This is a genomic window from Achromobacter sp. NPDC008082, from assembly GCF_042957345.1.
Taxonomy (GTDB): domain Bacteria; phylum Pseudomonadota; class Gammaproteobacteria; order Burkholderiales; family Burkholderiaceae_B; genus Achromobacter; species Achromobacter kerstersii_A.
In genome coordinates, this window is record NZ_JBIBIB010000003.1 from 290,344 (window position 1) to 312,807 (window position 22,464).

General features: G+C 65.9%; 19 protein-coding genes. 8 read left to right on the forward strand and 11 right to left on the reverse strand.

Annotation, left to right across the window (positions count from 1 at the left end):
- Positions 1-57: 57 nt before the first annotated feature.
- Positions 58-1,590 carry an MFS transporter gene (locus tag ACFZAI_RS13555; protein ID WP_391567336.1) on the forward strand — a complete coding sequence of 511 codons (1,533 nt, stop codon included), beginning with the start codon at positions 58-60 and terminating at the stop codon, positions 1,588-1,590.
- A gap of 13 nt (positions 1,591-1,603) precedes the next feature.
- Here the strand turns inward: ACFZAI_RS13555 and ACFZAI_RS13560 are convergent, their stop codons facing one another.
- From ACFZAI_RS13560 to ACFZAI_RS13600, 9 genes are all read right to left on the reverse strand, one after another.
- Positions 1,604-2,866, reverse strand: a complete 1,263-nt coding sequence (locus tag ACFZAI_RS13560) for a nitrate- and nitrite sensing domain-containing protein (protein WP_391567338.1) — start codon at positions 2,864-2,866, stop codon at positions 1,604-1,606.
- A gap of 27 nt (positions 2,867-2,893) precedes the next feature.
- Positions 2,894-3,667 (reverse strand): uroporphyrinogen-III C-methyltransferase, encoded by a 774-nt coding sequence (cobA, locus tag ACFZAI_RS13565; RefSeq protein WP_391567339.1) that lies wholly within the window; start codon positions 3,665-3,667, stop codon positions 2,894-2,896.
- A 16-nt stretch (positions 3,668-3,683) separates the two neighbouring features.
- Positions 3,684-5,441 carry a protein kinase gene (locus ACFZAI_RS13570; protein ID WP_391567854.1) on the reverse strand — a complete coding sequence of 586 codons (1,758 nt, stop codon included), beginning with the start codon at positions 5,439-5,441 and terminating at the stop codon, positions 3,684-3,686.
- 22 nt (positions 5,442-5,463) lie between these two features.
- A complete protein-coding gene (locus tag ACFZAI_RS13575) occupies positions 5,464-6,276 on the reverse strand; it encodes a formate/nitrite transporter family protein (protein WP_054425243.1) in 813 nt (270 codons plus the stop codon).
- 41 nt (positions 6,277-6,317) lie between these two features.
- On the reverse strand, positions 6,318-6,755 hold the full coding sequence (gene nirD / locus ACFZAI_RS13580) for a nitrite reductase small subunit NirD (RefSeq protein ID WP_391567340.1): 438 nt from the start codon (positions 6,753-6,755) through the stop codon (positions 6,318-6,320).
- A complete protein-coding gene (gene nirB / locus ACFZAI_RS13585) occupies positions 6,755-9,313 on the reverse strand; it encodes a nitrite reductase large subunit NirB (RefSeq protein ID WP_391567341.1) in 2,559 nt (852 codons plus the stop codon). The genes nirD and nirB overlap by 1 nt, the downstream gene beginning before the upstream one ends.
- A gap of 475 nt (positions 9,314-9,788) precedes the next feature.
- On the reverse strand, positions 9,789-10,328 hold the full coding sequence (locus ACFZAI_RS13590) for a low affinity iron permease family protein (protein ID WP_391567342.1): 540 nt from the start codon (positions 10,326-10,328) through the stop codon (positions 9,789-9,791).
- Between the two features lie 9 nt (positions 10,329-10,337).
- A complete protein-coding gene (locus tag ACFZAI_RS13595; RefSeq protein ID WP_391567343.1) occupies positions 10,338-11,420 on the reverse strand; it encodes a flavodoxin family protein in 1,083 nt (360 codons plus the stop codon).
- Positions 11,421-11,476: 56 nt separating this feature from the next.
- On the reverse strand, positions 11,477-12,097 hold the full coding sequence (locus ACFZAI_RS13600; protein ID WP_391567344.1) for a helix-turn-helix domain-containing protein: 621 nt from the start codon (positions 12,095-12,097) through the stop codon (positions 11,477-11,479).
- Positions 12,098-12,207: 110 nt separating this feature from the next.
- On the opposite strand from ACFZAI_RS13600, the gene ACFZAI_RS13605 reads away from it, so the two are divergent.
- The 3 genes from ACFZAI_RS13605 (at position 12,208) to ACFZAI_RS13615 (ending at position 16,157) form a co-directional block, all read left to right on the forward strand.
- The gene (locus tag ACFZAI_RS13605; protein WP_391567855.1) at positions 12,208-13,407 is read left to right on the forward strand and encodes an NAD(P)/FAD-dependent oxidoreductase; all 1,200 of its coding nucleotides are present in this window, start codon (positions 12,208-12,210) and stop codon (positions 13,405-13,407) included.
- A gap of 78 nt (positions 13,408-13,485) precedes the next feature.
- Positions 13,486-14,466, forward strand: coding sequence for a Bug family tripartite tricarboxylate transporter substrate binding protein (locus tag ACFZAI_RS13610; protein ID WP_391567345.1), 981 nt, complete (start codon positions 13,486-13,488; stop codon positions 14,464-14,466).
- 128 nt (positions 14,467-14,594) lie between these two features.
- Positions 14,595-16,157, forward strand: a complete 1,563-nt coding sequence (locus ACFZAI_RS13615; protein WP_391567346.1) for an amidase — start codon at positions 14,595-14,597, stop codon at positions 16,155-16,157.
- 129 nt (positions 16,158-16,286) lie between these two features.
- On the opposite strand, the gene ACFZAI_RS13620 is transcribed toward ACFZAI_RS13615, so the two are convergent.
- Positions 16,287-17,171 carry a LysR family transcriptional regulator gene (locus tag ACFZAI_RS13620; RefSeq protein ID WP_391567347.1) on the reverse strand — a complete coding sequence of 295 codons (885 nt, stop codon included), beginning with the start codon at positions 17,169-17,171 and terminating at the stop codon, positions 16,287-16,289.
- Between the two features lie 21 nt (positions 17,172-17,192).
- On the opposite strand from ACFZAI_RS13620, the gene ACFZAI_RS13625 reads away from it, so the two are divergent.
- Complete coding sequence (locus ACFZAI_RS13625; protein ID WP_391567348.1) at positions 17,193-17,363, forward strand: hypothetical protein; 171 nt, start codon at positions 17,193-17,195, stop codon at positions 17,361-17,363.
- Between the two features lie 9 nt (positions 17,364-17,372).
- Positions 17,373-18,992: a GMC family oxidoreductase gene (locus ACFZAI_RS13630; RefSeq protein WP_391567349.1), complete on the forward strand. Its 1,620-nt coding sequence runs from the start codon at positions 17,373-17,375 to the stop codon at positions 18,990-18,992.
- Between the two features lie 5 nt (positions 18,993-18,997).
- Here the strand turns inward: ACFZAI_RS13630 and cfa are convergent, their stop codons facing one another.
- Positions 18,998-20,188, reverse strand: a complete 1,191-nt coding sequence (gene cfa, locus ACFZAI_RS13635; protein ID WP_391567351.1) for a cyclopropane fatty acyl phospholipid synthase — start codon at positions 20,186-20,188, stop codon at positions 18,998-19,000.
- 322 nt (positions 20,189-20,510) lie between these two features.
- On the opposite strand from cfa, the gene ACFZAI_RS13640 reads away from it, so the two are divergent.
- Positions 20,511-21,446: an alpha/beta fold hydrolase gene (locus tag ACFZAI_RS13640; protein ID WP_391567352.1), complete on the forward strand. Its 936-nt coding sequence runs from the start codon at positions 20,511-20,513 to the stop codon at positions 21,444-21,446.
- Positions 21,447-21,607: 161 nt separating this feature from the next.
- Positions 21,608-22,453 carry a 3',5'-nucleoside bisphosphate phosphatase gene (locus ACFZAI_RS13645; RefSeq protein WP_391567353.1) on the forward strand — a complete coding sequence of 282 codons (846 nt, stop codon included), beginning with the start codon at positions 21,608-21,610 and terminating at the stop codon, positions 22,451-22,453.
- Positions 22,454-22,464: the final 11 nt, after the last annotated feature.

Consider the following 22,464-nt stretch of genomic DNA (forward strand, 5'->3'; position numbering starts at 1 on the left):
ATTTATCTGCCTAGGCATATACAGCCTGGGCATAAAGTCCAAAACCCTCGCCGCGCCATGCCAGCTTCCCCGCAACCTCCCATTCCGCCCGCCTTGCTGATGACGATCGGTGCGTTGACGTTTGTCGACTTTCTGCAAAACGGCATGGTCACGTTTGCGGCCTCGCCCATCATGGGCGAGATCGGCGCCAGCCCCGAGGAATACACCACCGTCGCGGTCATTTACGCCTGCGTGGCCGTGGTGATGATTGCGCTGCAAGGCTGGCTGGTGCATCACCTGGGTTTGCGGCGTTATCTGCTGGCGTCGTTGGGCGCCGCGGCGGCGGGGGCGGTGGTGTGTGCGCTGTCGCGCAGCGAAGCGGGGTTTCTGCTGGGCCGGGTGCTGATGGCGATGGGCTGCGCAGCCATGCTGACGTCATCGCGGCTGACGGTGAACCTGATCCCGCCAGGCCCCGCGCGGTTTCAGGGCATCAAGGCCTTGGCGACGGGGTTGTGCACGGGCACGGCGCTGGGGCCGTTGCTGGCCTCGGTGGCGGTGGATCAAACCGGCTGGCCCGTAATGTTCTGGCTGGTCGCCGCGCTGTCGTTGCTGGCGATGGTTCCGGTTGCGGTGTCCATGCCCGATAACGGCGGGATGACCGTCGCAGGGCAGGCGCGGCTGGCGCCGATTGCGGCGTTGGGGCTGGGCAGTTTCTTGCTGCTGCACGCGTTGCAGCGGTCTTACTACGATTTTTTCAGCGACCGCCATCTGCTGGTGCTGGTCGCCGCTGCGGGCGTGGCGGCGCTGGCGTTCTTCGTGCGCGCGGAAACGCGTCATGGCGCGCCGTTGCTGAAGCTGGGCGGCATGAAGGAAGTGCGCTTTCTGAGCGGTCTGGCGCTGTTCATGTTTTGTTATCTGATGCTGGGCGCCAACGGCTATCTGGTGCCGCTGATGCTGCAACGCGCGCTGGGCTTGTCGTGGGCGAACACGGGCGTGTTCTTCGCGATGGGGCTGGGCGCGGGCGTGCTGACGTTTGCAGTGATGTCGCAGTTGCTTGCCCGCTGGCCGTCGCCGCGCAAATTCTTCGTGGCGGGCTTTATTGCGCTGGCGGCGTTTGCCGTGTTGATGTCACGGCTGACGCCTTCGGCTGACCCCTGGACCGACGTGTTGCCCGCGCTGGCGTGTTACGGCGTGTTCATCATGATCGTCATGCCGGCCACCGCCATGAACACCTTTACGGGGCTCACCCACGACCCCGCCGTGTTCGCGCATGCGCAGCAGGTGAAGAACATGCTGGCGCAGGTGGGGCAGGCGCTGGGCATCATGGTGGCGACGGTGGGCCAGCAGTGGTTTACGTCGGAACACTACAACGTGCTGAAGGCCGGCATCGCCGAAGGCAACGCCAATTTTGAAGCCGCGAAGGCGCAGTTGACCGGCGTGTACGCGGCGGTGGCGGACCCGGCGCGGGCGCAGCAGATGGCCTTGGCGCACCTCTCGCAATGGCTGGACCAGCAATCTGTGCTGCTGGCGAACCTGGATCATTTCCGGGTGCTGGCCGTGCTGGCGTTGGCCGGGGTGGTGGTCAGCATGACGCAGCGGGTGTTCCGCTAGGCGGCGCGGCGGATCAATTCCCGGCCAGCTCGCCGATCACCTGGCGCGCCACGTCCGACAAGGACAGGCCGCCATCCATCGCCGCGCGTTGCAGCCGTTCGTGCGCCGCGTGCTCGGTCAGGCCGTAATGGCTGATCAGCAGCAGCTTGGCGCGGTCGATACGCTTTTTTTCTTCCAGCGCCCCGCGCATGGTGTGCAGCGCGTCGTCGGCGCGCTGCATGCGCAGCGTCTGCTCGCGCATCATGTCCAGAATTGACCGCTCCAGTTCGCTGCCCACGCCGTCGGGCGCGGGCGTGTCGACAATGCGGCTTTGCACGCTGAAGACCATGCTGGGCGCGTGGCCGCTGGCGTGCTCGGCATAGCGGCTGAGCAGCAGGCGGCGGTCGTCCAGTTCTTTGCGGGTGTCGGCGATACGGCGTTCGCACTGCTGCGCCAACGCCTGGGCCAGCAGGCTTTCCACTTCACGCATGGCGTCGATGCGCGCGGTGCACAGGTCGAACCACAGCTCGGCCAAACTGCCGTCCACGCGTTGCCCCTCGGCGGTGCGCTGCGCCATGTCGCGCATGCGTTCTACGGGTTCGCCTTGTTGCTGGATCTGTTCCCAAACCGTGCGCGGTGCGCCGTCAGCGTGTTCGGCGTAGATGTCGAAACTGCGGCGCTGATTGGCCGCCAGGCCCAGCATGCGGGCCTTTTGCGCCTCGGTGAAAAACCCGGCGGTAAAACCCATGACGCCGCAAGCGCGTTCCTGTCCGCTCAGCTCTTTGCCTTGCATGAAGTTCAACAGCGCGACCAGGATGCGGGTGACGCCGGGGTCCAGCGCTGAATCGGCCGCTTCGAACACCACGGCCAGCAGGCTGCCAATGACCTGCGTGAAGCGCGCATCGGCGTCCGCCACGGCGATGGCGCGGTCGCGGATCTGGCGGCGCAGGGCGGGCAGTTCGTCCAGCCGGAACAGGGCGAAGGCGATACCGTTGAGCAGGCGGGCCTTGCCGCTGCCATGCGCGGGGTCGGCCGCCAAGCCATCCAGAAAATGGCGCGCGTCGGCCTCGATGCGGACGGCGGTGTCGCTCAAGCCTGCCAGCGTTTGTTGCAAGCGTTCTTGCGGGCTGCACAGCGTCAGGTTGGAGTAGCCGCGTTCCTTTTGCAGCGCGTGCACCAGCGCGCTGATGCGCACCACCAACTCACAGGTGCCGGCCAAGGCTTCCAGCCCGTGGAGCTCGCTGCGCCGGGCGGCAAGCAGAAAGCGCAAGGGCGGCGGCATGTGGCGTTCGGCCATGGCGGTCTCTTTGTCAGTCTTTGAAAGTCAGGCGCGGCGGCGCAAAACGGGTTCGGGGGACGTCAGCAGCGGCGTATCCATGGCGCCGAAGACCTGGCAGGCGGCCACGTTGCCAATGACCAGCACGGCGGGGCTGCGCAATTGAAAGTCCAGGGCGTCGTGCGTCATGTTGGCGAGCGTTGAGCGGCATTCACGCTGGTCGGCCAAAGACGCGCGTTCAATCATCGCCACCGGGGTGTCGGGCGCCATGCCAGCGGCCAGTAATTGGCGGCTCAAGTCGTGCAATTTGGCTACCCCCATATAGACCACCAGCGTGGTGCCGCTGCGTGCCAGCCCCGTCCAGTCGGGCATCGTGCCGTCCTGGGAATGCGCGGTGATCAGTGTAACGCCCTGGGCCATGCCGCGTTGGGTCAAAGGGATGCCGCAGGCGGTGGCGGCGGCCAGGCCGGCGGTGATGCCGTTGATGATTTCGCAGCTTACGCCGTGGTCGCTCAGCCACTGCGCTTCTTCGCCGCCGCGGCCAAAGATGCAGGGGTCGCCGCCTTTCAGGCGCGCCACGCGCAAGCCTTGCCGGGCATAGCGCAGCATCAAGCGCTGGATGAAGGCTTGCGGCGTGGAGCGGCAGCCGCCGCGCTTGCCGACATGGACCAACCGGGCTTGCGCGCAGTAGTCCAGCACCTGCGGGTTGACCAGATCATCCACCAGCACGACGTCGGCCAATCCCAATGCACGCACGGCTTTGAGGGTCAGCAATTCCGGGTCGCCGGGGCCGGCGCCAATCAACCAGACGGAAGTGTTCATCAGAGGGCTCCTGGATTCAACGATCAAGAAAAAGGATAAGGATGACAATCAGCTGCGCCACGCACAGGCCTTTCCAGAAAGCGAGCGGATTGCGTTCCAGCAGCGGCAGGCGCGCCTGGTGGGCGGCGGACGCCGGCGGGTGGCGCAGCGCATGGGTGAACTCCGATAGCTCGGGCGTGCGCTTGGCCGGGTCGGGATGCAGGGCGCGGCTTAGCACGCCGTCGATCCAGGCGGGCAGTTCGCGCTCGCGGTCCAGCACCGACACATAGTTCAAGCGCAACTGCGCGGCCCGGCTGCGCGCACGCGCCACGTCGGCGCCATAGGGCAAACGGCCGGACAGCATCTGGTAGAGCATGGCGGCCAACGAATACAAGTCAGACCGCGCCGTGCCGGCTTCCCCCAGAAACAGCTCGGGCGCGGCGTATTGCGCGGTGCCCAGCATCGGGGGCGCGTCGTCATCGTGCGCGCTGCGGTCCAGAAGGCCCGCCGCTTGCGTGGAGCCCAGGTCGATGATCGTGGCCTTGCCGTCGTCGCCCACCAAAATGTTGTCGGGCCGCAAATCGTTGTGCACGATCTCCAACCGGTGAAACGCTTGCAGGCCGCGCGCAATCTGTTCGATCAGCGCCACCGCATGCTCCAGCGTGGGGCGGGGGTGGTCGGCCATCCATTGCGTCAGCGTGCGTCCCGCAATGCACTCGCTGACCGTGTACAGGTAGCGGCGCGCACGCGGCATCGGCCACGCGCGCACCACGTGGCGGCTGTCGATGCGGCGGGCGATCCACTCTTCGGTCATCAGCCGTTCCAGATACGCCGGGTCATGCCGCAAGTCCAAAGACGGAATCTTGATGACCACGGCGTCGCCGCTGGCGATGTCGCGGGCCAGGTAGACATGGCTGCGATGGCTGGCGCGCAGCTCGTCCTGAATGCGGAAGCCTTCGAATTCCATGCCGGCCGCCAGCAACGGCGGGCAGGGCAGGTTCAGGCTGTAGCGCGCGATTTCGTCGGCGCGGCGTGGGGGCAGGGCATCGATGCGCACCAGCTGCACGGTCAGGTTGTCGTCGCTGCCGCGTTCGAACGCCAGTTGGACCAGCGCGCGCGCCGCATCGTCCAGCGCGTCGGGATGCAACGCAATGGCGTGCGCGACGTCATGCGCATGGATGTGTTCGTACACGCCATCGGTCGCCAGCAGGAAGACGTCGCCCAGCTCCAGCGGCTGGGTGTGATAGTCGATTTCCAAGTGCGGCGCTAAACCCAGCGCGCGCGCCAGATAGCTGTTGTCTTGCGAGATCCACACGCGATGGTCGTCGGTCAGGGGCTCCATTGCGCCGCCGCGCAGCCGGTAGATGCGCGCATCGCCAATGTGCAGGATGTGCGCCGTGGTGGCCTTCAGCACCATCACGGTCAGCGTGCAGACGTAGCCGCGGTCGGCATCGCGCGGCTGGTCAGGGTGATGGCGCTGGCGGGTTTGCGCATGCAGCCAGCCGTTGGTGGCGCTTAGCACCTTGTGCGCCGACTTCTTCACCGACCACGTTTCGGGCGTGCAGTAATAGTCTTCCAGGAAGCTGGCCACGGCGGTTTCGCTGGCGATGTGGCTGACCTGGCTGCTGCTGATGCCGTCGGCCAGCGCGATGGCGATGCCCTTGGCGCCCAGCAGCGGTTCGGCCGGCACGCACAGGCCGTGAAAGTCCTGGTTGACCAGTTTGCGCCCCGGCTCGGTGTGCTGGCCCACCGCCACCTGCAAGCAGGCGGCGGCGCCGGGGGCGGGGCGGTCCATCACGGCGTGCGTCCTGGCGGGATCAGTTGAAGCGGCGCTTGGGCGCGGTCTTCATGTGGGTCGTGTAGAGCGTCAGGCCGGTCAGCGAGATGCCGCCGATCAGGTTGCCCAGCACCACCGGGATTTCGTTCCAGATCATGTAGTCCATGATCGAGAAGTTGCCGCCCATGATCATCGCCGACGGGAACAGGAACATGTTGACGATGGAATGCTCGAAGCCCATCGCGAAGAACAGCATCACTGGCATCCACATGGCGATGACCTTGCCGCTGACCGACGTCGAGATCATCGCGCCGACCACCCCCAGCGACACCATCCAGTTGCACAGCACGCCGCGAATGAAGATGGTCAGCATGCCGCCCGCGCCGTATTCCTTGTAGCCCAGCGTGCGGTTTTCGCCGATGTGCGAAATGACTTGGCCGACCTTGTTGGGCGGCACGGAAAAGCCGTAGGTGAACACGATGGCCATCAGCACCGCCACCGTCAGCGCACCGGCGAAGTTGCCGATGAAGACAAACCCCCAATGCTTCAGGATGGCTTTCACGGTGACGCCGGGCCGCTTGTCAAAGAGCGCAAGCGGCGTCAGCACGAACACGCCGGTCAGCAGGTCGAATCCCATCAGGTACAGGATGCAAAAGCCCACGGGAAAGAGGGCCGCGCCCAGAATGGGCGACTCGGTTTGCACCGTGACCGTCACGGCGAACACGGCGGCAATCGCCAAAATGGCGCCGGCCATGAAGGCGCGGATCAGGACGTCGCGGGTCGCCATGTAGATTTTCGACTCGCCCGCGTCCACCATTTTGGTGACGAATTCGGAAGGTACCAGGTAGGACATGATGATTCCCTATTGCGTTGTAGGTAAGGGGGGCGTGGCGCTTAGGCGACTTCGACGGCGTCGCCGTTAAAGCGCGCCTGCCAGGTGCGCAGGCGTTGTTCGGGGTATTGCACGCAGGTGCCGTCGGCCAGACGGAAGTGCTGCTTGTATAGCGGCGAGACCACGATCAGGTCGCCGCCCAACTGGCCGATGAGACCGCGCCCGATGACGTTGGCGCCGGATTTCGGGTCGCGGTTGTCGATGGCGTACAAGGGCGCGCCGTCGGCGTCAGGCAGGTAGAACAGCGCAATCTGCTGCCCGTCCAGCAGCGCGACGACGCCAGAGCCGGCGACCAGGTCCTGGCGGGTGCAGACGGCGCGCCAGACGGGGGCGGAAGCCGGGGGCAATGCGGGGTTCAATGCAGAGTTCAATGCGGCGTTCAATGCGGGGTTCAACGCGGCGTTCAATGCGGCGTTCGGGGCAGGTTGTGTGGCAGCCATCAGACGATCTCCTCGGCAATGGGAATGACGCGCGCGGCACGAGCCGGGGCGGGCCGGGGTTGGCCGCGTTCTTGCACGAATTGGATGTCGGGGTCGCCGCCGCGCTCGTTGACGAAGGTGCGAAAGCGCTTGAGCTTTTCCGGGTCGGCGATGGCGTTGGCCCATTCGCATTCGTAGCGGTCCACTACCAGCTGCATCTGCGCGTCCAGTTCGGCGCACAGGCCCAGGCTGTCGTTCAGCACCACGTCTTTCAAATAGTCCAGCCCGCCTTCCAGCGATTCGCGCCAGACGGATGTGCGTTGCAACTTGTCGGCGGTGCGGATGTAGAACATCAGCACGCGGTCGATGCTGCGGATGAGCGTGGCGTCATCCAGGTCGGTGGCGAACAGCTCGGCGTGGCGCGGGCGCATGCCGCCGTTGCCGCACACGTACAGGTTCCAGCCGTTTTCGGTGGCGATGACGCCGATGTCCTTGCTCTGCGCTTCGGCGCATTCGCGCGTGCAGCCCGACACCGCGAACTTCAGCTTGTGCGGCGCGCGCAGGCCCTTGTAGCGGTGCTCGATGTCTAGCGCCATGCGCACGCTGTCTTGCACGCCGTAGCGGCACCACGTGCTGCCCACGCACGACTTCACGGTGCGCGTGGACTTGCCGTAGGCATGGCCCGTTTCGAAACCGGCCGCGATCAGTTCAGCCCAGATGTCGGGCAATTCATGCAGCTGCGCGCCGAACAGGTCGATGCGCTGGCCGCCCGTGATCTTCGTGTACAGCTGGTACTTCTTGGCCACCGCGCCGATGGCGATCAGCCCATCGGGCGTGATCTCGCCAGCGGGTATGCGCGGCACCACCGAGTACGTGCCGTTCTTCTGCATGTTCGCCATGAATGTGTCGTTGGTGTCTTGCAGCGGCACCAGATGCGGGTCTTGAATGGGGCGGTTCCAGCACGACGCCAGAATCGAGCCCACGGCCGGCTTGCAGATGTCGCAACCGACGTGGCCCTTGCCATGGCGGGCCAGCAATTCGTCGAACGTTTCGATGCCGCCCACGCGCACCATCGCGTAGAGCTCCTGGCGCGTGTAGGCAAAGTGCTCGCACAGGCTTTTGTCGACTTCCACGCCGCGGCTGGCCAGTTCGTGTTCGACCACCTGCTTGAGCAACGCGGCGCACCCGCCGCAGCCCGAGGCCGCTTTCGTGCATTGCTTGACGCTGCCCAAGTCGGTGCAGCCGCCATCAATGGCCGCGCTGACCGCGCCTTTGCTGACGTTGTGACAGGAACAGATCGTGGCGGTGGCGGGCAGCGCGTCCACGCCGAGTGCGGGCGCGGCCTTGCCCAGCGGCAGGATCAGGCTGGCGGGGTCGGCGGGCGGCGCGATGCCATTCTGCGCGTATTGCAGCAGGGTGTCGTAGTAGCGGTTGTCGCCCACCAGCACCGCGCCCAGCACGCGTTTGCCGTCTTCGGACACCACCAGGCGGCGGTAGCTGGAACCGGCTTCGTCGATGTAGCGATAGCTGCGTGCGCCTGGCGTTGCGCCATGCGCGTCGCCAATGGAGCCCACGTCCACGCCCAGCAGCTTCAGCTTGGTGGACATGTCGGCGCCGGTGAAGGGCGCTTCGTCCGCGCCGCACAAGTCGGCCGCGACGATGCGCGCCATCTGATAGCCTGGCGCCACCAGCCCGAACACCGTGCCGTTCCAGGCCGCGCATTCGCCGATGGCGTAGATGCGTTCATCGCTGGTCAGGCAGCGGTCATCAATGGCCACGCCGCCGCGTTCGGCCAAGGTCAGCCCGGCTTTGCGCGCCAGCGTCACGTGCGGGCGGATGCCGGCCGAAAACACGATCAAATCGGTTTCCAGCGGCTCGCCTTCGGCAAAGCGCATGCGGTAGCGGTAGCGTGTGCCCGGCTTGATGTCTTGCGTGGCGCGCGACACATGCACGCCCACCCCCAAGGCTTCGATCCGCGCCTTGAGCGCCGCGCCGCCCGCCTCATCCAGCTGCACCGGCATCAGGCGCGGCGCGAATTCCACCACGTGCGCTTCCAGGTTCAATGACTTCAGCGCGTTGGCCGCTTCCAGCCCCAGCAGGCCGCCGCCCACCACCACGCCGCGCCGCGCACCGCGCGCGGCCTCGCGGATCAGGTCCAGGTCGTCGATGCTGCGATACACCAGCCGCGACGCGCCTTCCGCGCCCGCAATGGGCGGCACGAAGGGATACGACCCGGTGGCCAGCACCAGCTTGTCGTAGGCCTGGCGGCCGCTCTGCGTGACGACTTCCTGCGTGTAGCGGTCGATCTCAAGCACGGGTTCCCCCAGGTGCAGGTGCAGCCCGTCTTGTTCATAGAAGGCCGTGTCGCACATCGCCATCGATTCCGCGTCGCGGCCGTTCAGGTATTCAGACAGGTGCACACGGTCATAAGCGCGCCGCGTCTCTTCGCCGTAGACGTGAATGCGATAGCGCTCGAGTGCGCCGCGCGCGATCAGTTGCTCGACGCAATGGTGTCCCACCATGCCGTTGCCGATGACGACGAGCGTCTGCAAGGAATCGGGAGAGGCCGCTGCTTTCATGAATATCCCCAAGCGCTGAATGTGAATCAAAAGACAAAAGGCGCCCTGGACCTGTTGGTCGGGGCGCCTTTGCCGGTACTGCTCAAGTTGTGGTGCGGCCTTGCGGCCTGCATGAACCTTTAAGCAAAGACCATGCCAACGGGGCTGGTGCCCGATGACGGCAGCACGTTTAAACGCGCGGCTCATAGGGGAACGGGCGATCGGCAGGCGGCGTGTGCCGGGGCGCGATATGGCCTGGGCATGGCGCGGCATCAGGCTTGCGCGCCAAACTGGTGCAAGGCGTTGTGCGTTGCCGCACCGCTTTGGGTCTGCGCCGGCTCGCGGCAAGCGCGCGCGCGCGCCGCGCCGCAATGCCAGTTCATTGCCGCGGCGGAATGGGATATGCCTTTTTTGCCCGGCCTGACCGTGGGCGCTCCGTTGACCGTGCTGTTGTCGGTGACCGCAGAATTCTGATTGATGCGATGTGGGCGGGCGGCTAGGGGGTGGCCGTCTTGCCCACGCGCATCACTTGCCGCCGCACCCGCAGGCTGCCACGCACGGTTTTCTTTGCGCCTTTGATTGATGTCGGCTTTCGTCCCTTGTTCCGGTCGCTGCGGGCTTGGGCCCGCGCCCGCGCGGTGCAGGCCGCGGCCAACGCCAGCAGCTTGTCTTCATCCAGTTGCTCGGCGTCAACCAGCCCTTCATCGGCGCCTTTGAGCGCGATCAGCAAGTCGTCCAGCTTCAGGTGCAGGGCGCGGGCATCCTTGTTCTGGTTTTGCTGGATCAGAAACACCATCAGGAACGTCACGATGGTGGTGCCCGTGTTGATGACCAGTTGCCAGGTTTCGGAATACGCAAAGGCCGGGCCGGTGGCAGCCCATATCAATACCGCGATGAGCGCGGCGCCAAACGCCGTCGGCGACCCCGCCCATTTGGTGACGCGCGCGGCAAAGTGGTCGAAGAAGCGCGTGATGGCGTGCGACTGGGCAGGCGGCGTCTGCTCAAGTTTTGCGTTCTGCGCATGGGGCTTCGACATGGACGCCTCCTATTTCGGCCGGGGGCTGCGCAGGCCTTTGTCCGCTGGCGCCAGCTCGCCCGAGCGCAAGCGGGGCAGGCAATTGATCATGGCGCGCGCCACGTTGCGCACCTCTTCCTGCACGGCCTGATCGTGGTCCAGATCGGCGTGGCTGGTGGCGTAGGGCTCGTAGTAGCCGATGTAGCGATCCAGCCTCGCCATCGCCCCGGCGTCAACCAACCCCATCCAGTCCAGCCAGTCGCAAAGCGCGCGCCGCTGGACTTCTATGCCCGCGACATCCCCGTGCACCACCACGCCGTAAGCGCGGCCGGCAAGGTGCTTGGGGTAGGGCCAGCCGGCCAGTTCAAGCTGCTTGGCCTTTTCCACGTTTTTGCCGGACGTGGTCGTGGGATCAGGGTTGCCGCCATCGGCGCATACCAGGCGGTCGATCATCAGCTTTAACGGGCTGGGCGATTGATACCAATACGTGGGCGCCACCAGCATCACGCCGTGCGCCGCCACCCACTGTTCGTAGATCTCGTTCATGGCGTCGTTGTCTTGCCCCAGCGAATGGTTGGGGTAACAGCTGCACGGCCAATGGCACAGCGGCATGGCTGAAGACACGCAGCCTTTGCAGGCATGGATCTGGTACTGATATTCGGAGGTGAGCCGGCTCAGGTCGAGCATGTCGGCTTGCAGGCCCGCGTTTTCCACTTCGGCTTGCAGCAGCCCCGCCAGCCGCCAGCTTTTTGAGACTTCGCCCGGACAGGTACCGTCGTTGCGGGCGGACCCGATGACGATCAGCACACGCGAACGGGTGCCGGGGTCGCGCTGGATGTACGCGGCCTGCTCCAGGCGATCGTGCGCGTCTTTCCATTCCACGGACAAGTCATAGCTTGGGTCGGCGTAAGCCGCGCCGGCTTTCTCGGTGATGGGCGCCTTGCGGCCGTCTTGATAGGCATCCCACGCAATGGCCTCCAGCCGTTCCAGCGCTTCTTTTTCAGCGTTGAACGCGGGGTCGTAAAAGCGGCGCATGAAGCGCAGCGTGAAGGTGTTGCGCGAAAGCGGGCCGGAATATTGCCCCTTGCGGATGTCGGGCTTGGATGCGGTCATCGGCGTCTGCCTGCGGGGGATGATCCGCAGGGTCAGCAAACCCCGTGCCTGCCGCGTTACCCGTCGTGCCCGCCCGTCATCACGACCATGATTTCGGCAGGGGCGGCGCTACAGGACAAATAGATATGCCCCACGCCGCTGTCGAAGTAGGCCGTGTCGTGTTTGGCCAGCCGCATCGATTCGCCGTTCTCGAAGCGGAGCTCGATTTCGCCTTCCAGCACCATCAGGAATTCCTGGCCGGCATGGCGCATGTAGTCCTCGAACTCGGACGCATCGCGGGCCAGGATGCGGCCGTACATGGGCGTCATGCTGCGGCGGGGGTATTGGCCGGCCAGCAGTTTGTAGTCGTAGGTGCCCGTCAGGTAGCCGGGGGCGTCGGCCAGCGTGCAGCGCAAGGCGGTGGGCGGGGCGTCGCCGGGGGCTGCGTGTTCGACGGGGCCGAACAGTTCCGCGATGTCCACGTCCAGCGCGCGGGCCACGGCGGCGAATTTCGCATAGCTGATCGACACCTGGCCCAATTCCATCTTCGATAAGGTGGACAGCGCCACGCCGGTCAGCGCCGACAGCTCCTTCAAGGTCATCGAGCGCGATTTGCGCAGCGCGCGCAGGCGCACGCCCAGGCTGCTGCGGTCGGCCAGGATGTCAGCGGCGGGCGAGGGCGGGCGAACGGGGGCCATATCGGTGCTTTCCCTTAGCGGCACGGGCTAGCGTGTTTTTCGCTGGCCTTTTTGGTTGACGGGTATTTTGTCATATCCGAGAATTCTCATATCCGAGAATTCCGAAGGGCATCATGAGCACGCAGCAGTTTGATGTTGTCATCGTGGGGGCCGGCATTGCCGGCGCGTCGCTGGCCTACCGGCTGGCGGCGGAAACCGAGGGGCCGTCCGGTGCGCCGCCCCGGGTGCAGCGACGGGTGCTGTTGCTGGAGCGTGAGCCGCAACCGGGCTATCACTCCACGGGCCGTTCCGCCGCGATGTTCATGGAAACCTATGGCACGCCGCAGATCCAGGCGCTGACGCGCGCCAGCCGCGCGTTCTACGAACAGCCGCCGGCGGGCTTTTCCGAACACCCGATTCTTCAGGATCGCGGCTGCCTGTATATCGCCAGCCAAGCGCAGCGCGACACGCTCATCCACAGTTTCGAGGCCGCGCGGGCGCTGGCCGGCAATGTGGAATTGCTGGATGGCGATGACGCGTTGGCGCGCGTGCCGTGCCTGCGGCCCGAGGCCGTGGCGGGCGGCGCGATGTTTGAACCCGATGCGCGCGACCTGGACGTGCATGCGCTGCACCAGGGCTTTCTGGCGGGTGCGCGCCGTCATGGCGCGGTGCTGCATTGCCACGCCGAAGTCGCGTCGGGCGCGCGGCAGGGCGACGGCCGGTGGGCGCTGACCTTGACGGACGGCACGCATCTGGACGCCGGCGTCGTCGTCAACGCCGCGGGCGCCTGGGCCGATGAACTGGCCAAGCGCTGCGGCGTGGCGCCGGTGGGCTTGCAGCCGTGCCGCCGCAGCGCCTTCACGTTCACCGCGCCCGAAGGCGTGGACTGCACGGCGTGGCCGGCCGTGGTGGGCATCGACGAAAGTTTCTATTTCAAGCCGGATGCGGGCCAGTTGCTGGGTTCGCCCGCCAACGCCGACCCGGTCGACGCGCACGATGTCGTGGCCGAAGAGCTGGACGTGGCCACCGGCATCTATCACATCGAAGCCGCCACCACGCTGACGATCCGCCGGCCCGCCCACGTGTGGGCCGGGCTGCGTTCGTTTGTGCCGGATGGCGATCTGGTGGTGGGCTTTGACGCCACCGCGCCGGGTTTTTTCTGGCTGGCGGCGCAGGGCGGCTATGGCATTCAGTCGGCCGCGGGCGTGTCGGCGATGGCGGCCGCGCTCTTGACCGGGCAGCCGCTGCCGGACGCGCTGATCGATGAAGGCGTGGCCCCGTCGTTGCTGTCGCCCATGCGGCTGCGCAAGACGCCGGCGGCCCAGGCTTAGGCCTAAGCCCCAGGCTTTCAACGCATTATTTGCTGTGACTTCTGCTCAGACCAATTGAACAACAAGGGGAAAATAACCATGTTCATGCAACGCAGGAAGTTTGCCGTGGCGTGCGCCGCCATCGTTTTGGCCGCCAGCGCCGGGGCTGTGCAGGCCGCCGGGTATCCGCAACGGCCGATCCAGCTGATCGTGCCTTTTCCGCCGGGCGGCGCGGGCGACGTGCTGGGCCGCATCATCGCCAAGCGCATGGGGCAAGAGCTGGGGCAGTCCATCATCGTCGAGAACAAGGCGGGCGCAGGCACGATTCTGGGCGCGCAGACGGTGGCCAAGGCCGAACCCGACGGCTACACGCTGCTGCTCAGTTCGGGCACGACGTTCACGGTGAACCCGGCCGTGTACGACAAGCTGCCGTATAGCCCGTCGCAAGACTTCCAGCCGGTGGGCATGGTGGGGCGCGCGGCGCTGATCATTGTCGCGAATCCGCAGACGCCGTATTCAGATGTGAAGGGCCTGGTCGACGCCGCCCGCAAGCAGGGCGACAAGTTTTCGTATGGCTCGTTCGGCATCGGCACCGTGTCGCACTTTGCGGGCGAGATGTTCCAGGAAGCCGCCGGCACGCGCATGACGCACATTCCGTACAAGGGCAGTTCGCCGGCCATGACGGACTTGATCGGCGGCCAGATTCCGGTTCTGTTCGATACCGTGGTGTCGGCCATGCCGCAGATCAAATCGGGCAAGGTCAAGGCCATTGCCGTGACTACGCCGCAGCGCTCCGGCTTCCTGCCGGACGTGCCGACCGTCGCCGAGGCCGGCTACCCGGACGTCAGCATGGACACCTGGATTGCCGTGTTCGCGCCCAAACGCGTGCCGGCCGATGTGGTCGCCACACTGAACACCGCCATCGCCAAGACCTTGCAAGACCCCGACACCCAGGCCCAGTTGCGCGCCAGCGGTTTTGAACCCACGCCGATGGACGGCGCGGGCGTGGCGCGCATCATCGCGGAAGAAACGCCGCGCTTCGCGCAGATTGCCAAACGGGCGGGGATCAAGGCACAGTAAGCCTGCCCGCGCGCCGCTAAAGGCGTGCACGCGAAATGCACGCCGCGCCGCGTATTTCGCGCATCAACCCGGGGGGGGGCGGTGACGGCCGTCCCCGCGCTGTTTTCCAGACTGACAAGGAATTTTGCATGAGCCATTCCAACGATCTGCTGTCGCTATCCGCGGTTGAATTGCGACGGCGCATCGGCGCCCGCAGCCTGTCGCCAGTGGAGCTGCTGGATGCCTGCATCGCCCGCATCCAGGCGGTGAACCCGGCGATTAACGCCGTGACGGCCACGTGCTTTGACCGCGCCCGCGACGAAGCGCGGCGCGCCGAAGCGGCCGTGATGCGCGGCGATGCGCTGGGCGCGCTGCACGGCTTGCCCTTGGGCGTGAAAGACCTGGAAGACACGGGCGGCTTGCTGAGCACTTACGGGTCGCCCAACTTCCGCGAAAACGTGCCGGTAGCCGACAACATCCTGGTGGCGCGCTTGCGGGCGGCCGGCGCCATTGTGGTGGGCAAGACCAACGTGCCGGAAATGGGCGCGGGCGCCAATTCCCGCAATCCCGTCTGGGGCGCGACAGGCAACCCCTTCAACCCCATGTTGAACGCGGGCGGCTCATCCGGCGGTTCGGCCGCCGCGCTGGCCACCGATATGCTGCCCTTGTGCACCGGGTCAGACACCGGCGGGTCGCTGCGCATCCCCGCCGCCAAGTGCGGCGTGGTGGGCTTTCGGCCCTCTCCGGGCTTGATTCCCGTTGACCGCCGCCAGCTGGGCTGGACGCCGATTTCCGTCGTCGGCCCCATGGGCCGCAGCGTCGAAGATGCCTGCCTGCAAATGGCGCCCACCGTCGCCATTGATCCCTTGGACCCCTTGTCGTATTCCGATGACGGCGCGTTGTACGCGGTGCCGGGCCGGGTGGACTTGGGATCGTTGCGCGTAGCGTATACCGAAGACTTCGGCGTGTGCCCGGTGGACGACGACATCCGCCGCACCTTCCGCGCCAAGATCGAGGCCATGCGGCATTTGTTCCGCAGCTGCGATCCGGTATCGATAGACATGGGCGAGGCCGACCGCTGCTTTGACGTGGTGCGCGCCGAGAGCTTTGTCGCCGCGTTTCGCGACACGTACGAAAAAGATCCCAGCCTGCTCGGCCCCAACGTGCGCGCCAATTACGAGATCGGCGCCAACATGACGCTGGCCGATCGCGCGTGGAGCCATCTGGAGCAGACGCGCCTGTTCCGCCGTTTCCAGGCGCTGTACCGCGATTACGATCTGGTGCTGTCGCCGGTGACGCCGGTGTCGCCGTTTCCGTGGTCGGAGCTGTATGCGCAGACCATCGAAGGCAAGCCTGCGCGCAATTACTACCACTGGCTGGGTCTGACCTACGTGGTGACGCTGGTGGCCAACCCGGCGCTGTCCTTGCCTTGCGGCGTGGACGAACGCGGCATGCCATTCGGCCTGCAAGTCATCGGCCCGCATCGGGGCGATGCGCGCGTGCTGGCCTGCGGCCATGCGATGGAGCAGGCGTTTGCGGCCAGCGACGCCTTGCGCCGTCCGCGCCCCGATCTGACCAAGCTCGCGCAACCCGTGCCGGCGCTGCGTGAGCTGGCCACGCATCCCGCGCCTGAAGCCTTGGCGACGCGCGCGTTCACGGCAGAAGAGGCCGCCTCATTGCGGGCGGGCGGTTCGACGTCGGCCGCGGTGTAAGAGCGGGGGATAGGTTTGGGGGCAGGAGCCGGAGCGGGAGCAGGGGGGGCAGGCGAGGTTCAGTGCTGCGATTCGGTGCGGCGATTCAGTGTTGCGATTCGGCCCCGCGATTCGTGCGGCTTCGGCCGCTTATCCAAACGCCGCCTCGACCGCCGCAAACGCCGCCGCCACCAGCGGGTCGGTGCGGCGCGGCGTCTGCGTGATGAACGACAGCTCGGCCTGAATCGACAGCCCCTTGATCAGCAGCAAGCCATTGGCCTGCGACTCACGCAGCGCGATGGAGTCCCGCACCAGCGACAGCCCGACACCTGACCGCACCAGGTCGAGCATTGACGCTTCCTGATCCACCTCCGCCACCGCGTTGGGCGCGATGCCCAGCGTATCGAACTTGTCCGTCAGCAGGCGGTGGTGCACGGAATCTGGCGGGGTCCAGATCCACGGCAGCGCGGCAATTTCCGCCCAGCCGCGTCCGGCCACCTGCGCGCCCCAGCCCTTGGGCGCCACCACGTAATAGGTAAACGCCGCCAGCGGCAGCGCGTCCAGCCCTGCCCCGCCGGAGGTCCTTGCCGGCCCCAGAAAGAAGCCTACATCCAGTTCCCCGGCCCGCACCTGCCGGCCCACTGAGCCAGACATGCCGTGGCGCAGCGTGGGGCGGATCTTCGGGTAGTGCTCGACCAGGTATTGCAGGGTCGCGCCCAGCCGCAAGAATTCCGGGTCCAGGATGGTGCCGATACGCAATTCGCCTTGTACCGTGTCGCGCAGGGCGCCGATGGCGCGCTGAAAGTCGTCCAGCGCGTCCAGGATGCGCAGCGCCGACGGCAGCAGCGCCCGGCCATCGGCGTTGGGCGCCAGGCCCTGCGCGGTGCGCGCGAACAGGGTCAGGTCCAGCGATTCCTGAAAGTTCTTCAGTTGCAGGCTGAGCGCCGGCTGGGTCAGGTGCAGATGCTCGGCCGCGCGCGTCAGATTGCCTTCACGCGCCACGGCGGCAAAGGTGCGGATGTGCTTCAGGTCCATGGCGATGTCCGGAATCGGGGGATGAGCATTATTAAAGATGCTTATAAACCGGTTTTCAACATTTCATTGGACAGTTGCGGGCCGCTGCGCCAGAGTCTTGCCAGATGCCCGGCGCGCGCGCACGCGACGCAGCCGGGTCGGCTCATCGTGACGGCGGCCTTCAATGGCGGGCTACCGGATAAAACCAGATAAGAAGAGCTTATGGAGACATACGACATCATCATCGTCGGCGCAGGCTCGGCCGGCTGCGTGCTGGCCAACCGGCTGAGCCAGGACCCGGACACGCGGGTGCTGCTGCTGGAGGCGGGCGGGCGCGACAACTACCACTGGATTCATATTCCGGTGGGCTATCTGTACTGCATCGGCAACCCGCGCACCGACTGGATGTACCGCACGGTGAAGGAACCGGGGCTAGGCGGGCGTTCGCTGATCTATCCGCGCGGCCGCGTGCTGGGCGGCTGCTCGTCCATCAACGGCATGATCTACATGCGCGGCCAGCGTGAAGACTATGAAGATTGGGCGGCGCTGTCCGGCGACCCCGCCTGGAGCTGGGACCAGGTGCTGCCCGTGTTCAAGCGCAGCGAAGACTATCACCGCGGCGCCGACGAATTCCATGGCTCGGGCGGCGAATGGCGCGTGGAAGCGCAGCGCTTGCGCTGGGACATTCTGGAAGCCTTTGCCAGCGCAGCCGAACAGGAAGGCATTCCGCGCGTGCAGGACTTCAACCGGGGCGACAACTTTGGCAGCGGCTACTTCGAAGTGAACCAGCGGCGCGGCTGGCGGTGGAACACGTCGAAGGCGTTTCTGCGCCCCGTGCAAAAACGCCCGAACCTGCATGTGATGACGGGCGCGCATGTAGAGCAGCTGATGCTGGAAGGAAAGCGTTGCGTGGGTGTGCAACTGCGGCGCGATGGTAAAAGCCAGACCGTGCGCGCGCGGCGCGAAGTGGTGCTGGCGGCGGGGGCGGTGAACACGCCGCATCTGCTGGAACTGTCGGGCATCGGCGAACCCGCGCGGCTGCGCGAAAGCGGTATCGCGCTGCGCCATGCCTTGCCCGGCGTGGGCGAAAACCTGCAAGACCATCTGCAACTGCGCGTCATCATCAAGGTCAATGGCGTGAAGACGCTGAACCGCATCACGGCGTCGTGGTGGGGCAAGGCGGGCATCGGCCTGGAATATTTGATGAAGCGCAGCGGCCCGATGAGCATGGCGCCATCACAGCTGGGGGCGTTTGCGAAGTCGGACCCGGGGCAAACGCGCGCCAACGTGGAATTCCATGTGCAGCCGCTGTCGCTGGGCGCGTTTGGCGAACCCTTGCACGGCTTCGATGCGTTCACGGCCAGCGTCTGCAACCTGCGGCCGACGTCGCGCGGCAGCGTGCATGCGCAGGGGCCGGTGCAGGCGGGCGAGGCCAGTGCGCCCGTCATCGCGGCGAACTACCTGAGCACGGAAGCCGACATTCAAGTGGCGGCCGATTCCATCCGGCTGGTGCGGCGCATTACCGCCGCGCCCGCCTTGCAGCGCTATCAGCCGCAGGAATGGCTGCCCGGCCCGGACTATCAAACGGATGCGCAGCTGCGCGAAGCCGCTGGCAAGATCGGCACGACAATCTTCCATCCGGTCGGCACTTGCGCGATGGGCAAGAGCGCCGACAGCGGCGCCGTGGTGGATTCGCGCCTGCGGGTGTTTGGGCTGGAAGGCTTGCGTATTGCGGACGCGTCGGTGATGCCACTGATCACGTCCGGCAATACGAATTCACCCACCATCATGATTGCGGAGCGCGCGGCCGACATGATCCGTCAGGACGCCATGCCGGCCTGACGCGTTTAACGCAACGAGCGGTACGTCTCCTGACGTTGCGGGTGGGTCAGCATCACTTGCCAGAGCTGGCCCTCGCGCGACCGGAAGAAGCCCGCGCAACACATCAGATAGTATTTCCACATGCGGTAAAAGCGCACGCCATACCGCGCTTGCAGCGTGGGCCACGCGCGCTCGAAGTTGTCCCACCAGGCCATCAGCGTGCGGTCGTAGTCGGCGCCGAAGTTGTGCCAGTCTTCGATGATGAAGCGGTGTTCAACGGCGGTGGCGATTTCGCGCGCGGATGGCAGCTTGCCGTTGGGGAACACGTAGCGGTCGATCCACGGGTCGGTGCTTTGGCTGGTGGCCGCGATGCCGATGGTGTGCAGCAGGAACACGCCGTCTGTCGCCATCAGGCGCTGCACGTTGCTGAAGTACGTGTCGTAGTTTTTGGGGCCGACGTGTTCGAACATGCCCACCGACACGACCTTGTCGAAACTGCCTTGCAGGTCGCGGTAGTCTTGCAGGAGCAGCGTCACGGGCAGGCCTTTGACGCGTTCTTGCGCCAACGCCAATTGCTCTTTCGATACCGTTACGCCGGTGACCGTAACGCCGTAATTTTCCGCGGCAAACTTGGCCAGCCCGCCCCAGCCGCAACCGATGTCCAGCAGCGTCTCGCCGGGTTTGAGTTGCAGCTTGCGGCAGATCATGTCCAGCTTGGCCAGTTGCGCGTCTTCCAGCGTCTGGGCGTTTTCCCAGTACGCGCACGAATAGATCATGCGGCTGTCGAGCATGGCTTCGAACACGTCGTTGCCCGCGTCGTAATGCTGTTCGCCCACTTCAAAGGCGCGGCCCTTGGATTGCAGGTTGAATAGCTTGTGGCGCAGGTGCTCGGCAATCAGCTTGATACGCGCCACGCCCAGCGCGGCCGAACCCATGTCGGCGCGCAAGAGCCGCGTGAACAATTCGTCCAGCCGCTCGCAATCCCATTCCCCATCCATATACGATTCGCCCAGCCCCAGCGACCAGCTGGCGAACACGCGTTCGTACATGTGCTTGTCATGCACCTGGATGTCCCACGGGCGCGAGCCGTTGATCTGCACGTCGGCGCGCGACAGCACATCCTGGAGCACTTTGGGAGGTTCGGGGGGAGGGGGGCTGACCGCGGGGGGGGAACGGTCGGGGGTGGTCAGCGGAGAGGCAGGACTGCTTTGCTGCATACGGACTCCATATCAATTTTGGGATGACTGATCTGGCAATGCCTGAAGCTCATAACTCTCGCCCTAAGCGGCGGCCGATTCCAATTTAATGAATGGATCGGCGCGATAGAAAAATGCAATTTCCTGCCGGGGGCGCCGAAGAGAATGGGGTGATCGTAGCGAGGCGCGGGCGCAGTGTCCAGCACGGGCAAGCAGTGCGGCGCGCGGCCGACATTGCGCAGGCCTGCCCGCCCCATTCATGTGCATGTGCGGGTAGCGCGATTACACTAGTCCGCCCTGTTGTGCCGCCGTCTTGGCGTGCGCCGGTTTGTGGAGTGTATAGATGGTGGACGCCACCCAGCAGCCCCGATTGGACTTCGTCACTTGCGCCAGCCCGGCCGGTTTGCACCGGATGGCCTACTGGGAATGGGGCGACCCCGCCAACGACCGGGTGCTGCTCTGCGTGCATGGCCTGACCCGCAGCGGCCGGGATTTCGATGTGCTGGCCCGCCGGCTGGCCGGCGAATACCGGGTGGTTTGCCCCGATGTAGTGGGGCGCGGCCGGTCAGACTGGCTGGCGAACCCGGTGTTCTACACGGTGCCGCAGTACGTGTCCGACATGGTCACGTTGATTGCACGGTTGCAGCCGGGCCGGCTGGCGTGGGTGGGCACTTCGATGGGCGGGCTGATCGGAATGGCGCTGTCGGGCGCGGCTGTGTTTGCGGCCGCCATGCAGGCCATGCGCCCGCACGCGGGCATGCTGCCGCCCGGCCAGGGCATTCGATTGGACAAGCTGGTGCTGAACGATGTCGGCCCGCGCCTGGAAACGGGCGCCTTGTCGCGCATTGGCCAGTATGTGGGCGAGCCGGGCGAATTCGCCACGTTTGAGGAAGCGGTGGCCACCATGCGCGCCAATTCCGAGACCTTTGGCCCGCATACCGATGCGCAATGGGCGGACCTGGCGCAGTACCTGTACCCGGAACAGGGCGGCAAATGGGTCAAGCACTATGACCTGGCGCTGGCCCAGGCGCTGGCCGCGCAAACGCCTGAAGAACTGGCGGCGGGCGAACAGATTCTGTGGCGGTCCTATGATGCGACGCCTTGCCCCGTGCTGATCGTGCGCGGCGAAAAGTCCGACTTGCTGACGCGCGCCACGGTTGACGAAATGCTGAAACGGCATCCGCGCGCGCAGGCCATGGAAGTGCCTGGCGTGGGCCATGCCCCCACGCTGATTGCGGACGCGCAGGTAGAACCGGTGGCGGCGTTCTTGCTGGCGTGATCTGCGGCCCGGCATGGCAGGCGCGGAATTGTGGTCCTGATTATTGGGCCTGATTATTGGTCCGGATTCATTGCCCTGAATGCCGCCGTGACCGTCCGCCCCGCGATTATGGGGACAGCCCGGCGCTATCCACCGCGCCGGGCCTTCTCTACAATAGCCCGATGACATCGCCCACCTTGAACATCGATCTCCACTGCCATTCCACCGTTTCGGACGGCGCGCTTGCGCCCCGCGACGTGGCGCAGCGCGCGCACGGCAATGGCGTGGACGTCTGGGCGCTGACGGATCACGACGAAGTGGGCGGCCTGGCCGAAGCCGCGCGGGCGGCCGAAGACCTGGGCATGCGATTCGCCACGGGCGTGGAAATCTCGGTGACGTGGGCGGGGTTGACGGTGCACATCGTGGGCCTGCGCTTTGACCCGGCCAACACTGCGCTGGTCGAGGGCTTGCGCAAAACGCGCTCGGGCCGCGCCGAACGCGCCAAACGCATCGGCGACCGGCTGGCCGATATGGGCATGCCCGGCGCGTATGAAGGCGCGCTGCCTTTCGCCGGCAACCCTGAACTGATCAGCCGCACGCACTTTGCGCGCTATCTGGTCGAAGCCGGCTACTGCCCCGATGTGCAAACCGTCTTCACCAAGCACCTGGGCGACGACCGCCCCGGCCACGTGCCCATGCAATGGGCCACCTTGGCCGAAGCGGTGGGCTGGATTCGCGGCGCGGGCGGCCGCGCCGTCATCGCCCACCCGGGCCGCTACAAATACACCCCCTTGCAATTCGCCGCGCTGTTCGACGAATTCCTGCAACTGGGCGGCGAAGGCATCGAAGTTACGACGGGCAGCCACACCGTCGAAGAGGCCCGCCAATACGCCGACGTTGCACGCCGCTACGGCTTTCTGGCCTCGCGCGGTTCGGACTTTCACAGTCCCAAGGAAAGCCGGATCGACCTGGGCCGTTTGCCCTCGCTGCCGTCCGACTTGAAGCCAGTCTGGCACGACTGGTTCTGACGCGGGCGGCG

Excerpts from the sequence above, each read along its gene's own strand:
- ACFZAI_RS13555 (WP_391567336.1), top strand. The coding sequence starts at position 58 with ATGCCAGCTTCCCCGCAACCTCCCATTCCGCCCGCCTTGCTGATGACG.
- ACFZAI_RS13560 (WP_391567338.1), bottom strand. The coding sequence starts at position 2,866 with ATGGCCGAACGCCACATGCCGCCGCCCTTGCGCTTTCTGCTTGCCGCC.
- cobA (WP_391567339.1), bottom strand. The coding sequence starts at position 3,667 with ATGAACACTTCCGTCTGGTTGATTGGCGCCGGCCCCGGCGACCCGGAA.
- ACFZAI_RS13570 (WP_391567854.1), bottom strand. The coding sequence starts at position 5,441 with ATGGACCGCCCCGCCCCCGGCGCCGCCGCCTGCTTGCAGGTGGCGGTG.
- ACFZAI_RS13575 (WP_054425243.1), bottom strand. The coding sequence starts at position 6,276 with ATGTCCTACCTGGTACCTTCCGAATTCGTCACCAAAATGGTGGACGCG.
- nirD (WP_391567340.1), bottom strand. The coding sequence starts at position 6,755 with ATGGCTGCCACACAACCTGCCCCGAACGCCGCATTGAACGCCGCGTTG.
- nirB (WP_391567341.1), bottom strand. The coding sequence starts at position 9,313 with ATGAAAGCAGCGGCCTCTCCCGATTCCTTGCAGACGCTCGTCGTCATC.
- ACFZAI_RS13590 (WP_391567342.1), bottom strand. The coding sequence starts at position 10,328 with ATGTCGAAGCCCCATGCGCAGAACGCAAAACTTGAGCAGACGCCGCCT.
- ACFZAI_RS13595 (WP_391567343.1), bottom strand. The coding sequence starts at position 11,420 with ATGACCGCATCCAAGCCCGACATCCGCAAGGGGCAATATTCCGGCCCG.
- ACFZAI_RS13600 (WP_391567344.1), bottom strand. The coding sequence starts at position 12,097 with ATGGCCCCCGTTCGCCCGCCCTCGCCCGCCGCTGACATCCTGGCCGAC.
- ACFZAI_RS13610 (WP_391567345.1), top strand. The coding sequence starts at position 13,486 with ATGTTCATGCAACGCAGGAAGTTTGCCGTGGCGTGCGCCGCCATCGTT.
- ACFZAI_RS13615 (WP_391567346.1), top strand. The coding sequence starts at position 14,595 with ATGAGCCATTCCAACGATCTGCTGTCGCTATCCGCGGTTGAATTGCGA.
- ACFZAI_RS13620 (WP_391567347.1), bottom strand. The coding sequence starts at position 17,171 with ATGGACCTGAAGCACATCCGCACCTTTGCCGCCGTGGCGCGTGAAGGC.
- ACFZAI_RS13625 (WP_391567348.1), top strand. The coding sequence starts at position 17,193 with ATGAGCATTATTAAAGATGCTTATAAACCGGTTTTCAACATTTCATTG.
- ACFZAI_RS13630 (WP_391567349.1), top strand. The coding sequence starts at position 17,373 with ATGGAGACATACGACATCATCATCGTCGGCGCAGGCTCGGCCGGCTGC.
- cfa (WP_391567351.1), bottom strand. The coding sequence starts at position 20,188 with ATGCAGCAAAGCAGTCCTGCCTCTCCGCTGACCACCCCCGACCGTTCC.
- ACFZAI_RS13640 (WP_391567352.1), top strand. The coding sequence starts at position 20,511 with ATGGTGGACGCCACCCAGCAGCCCCGATTGGACTTCGTCACTTGCGCC.
- ACFZAI_RS13645 (WP_391567353.1), top strand. The coding sequence starts at position 21,608 with ATGACATCGCCCACCTTGAACATCGATCTCCACTGCCATTCCACCGTT.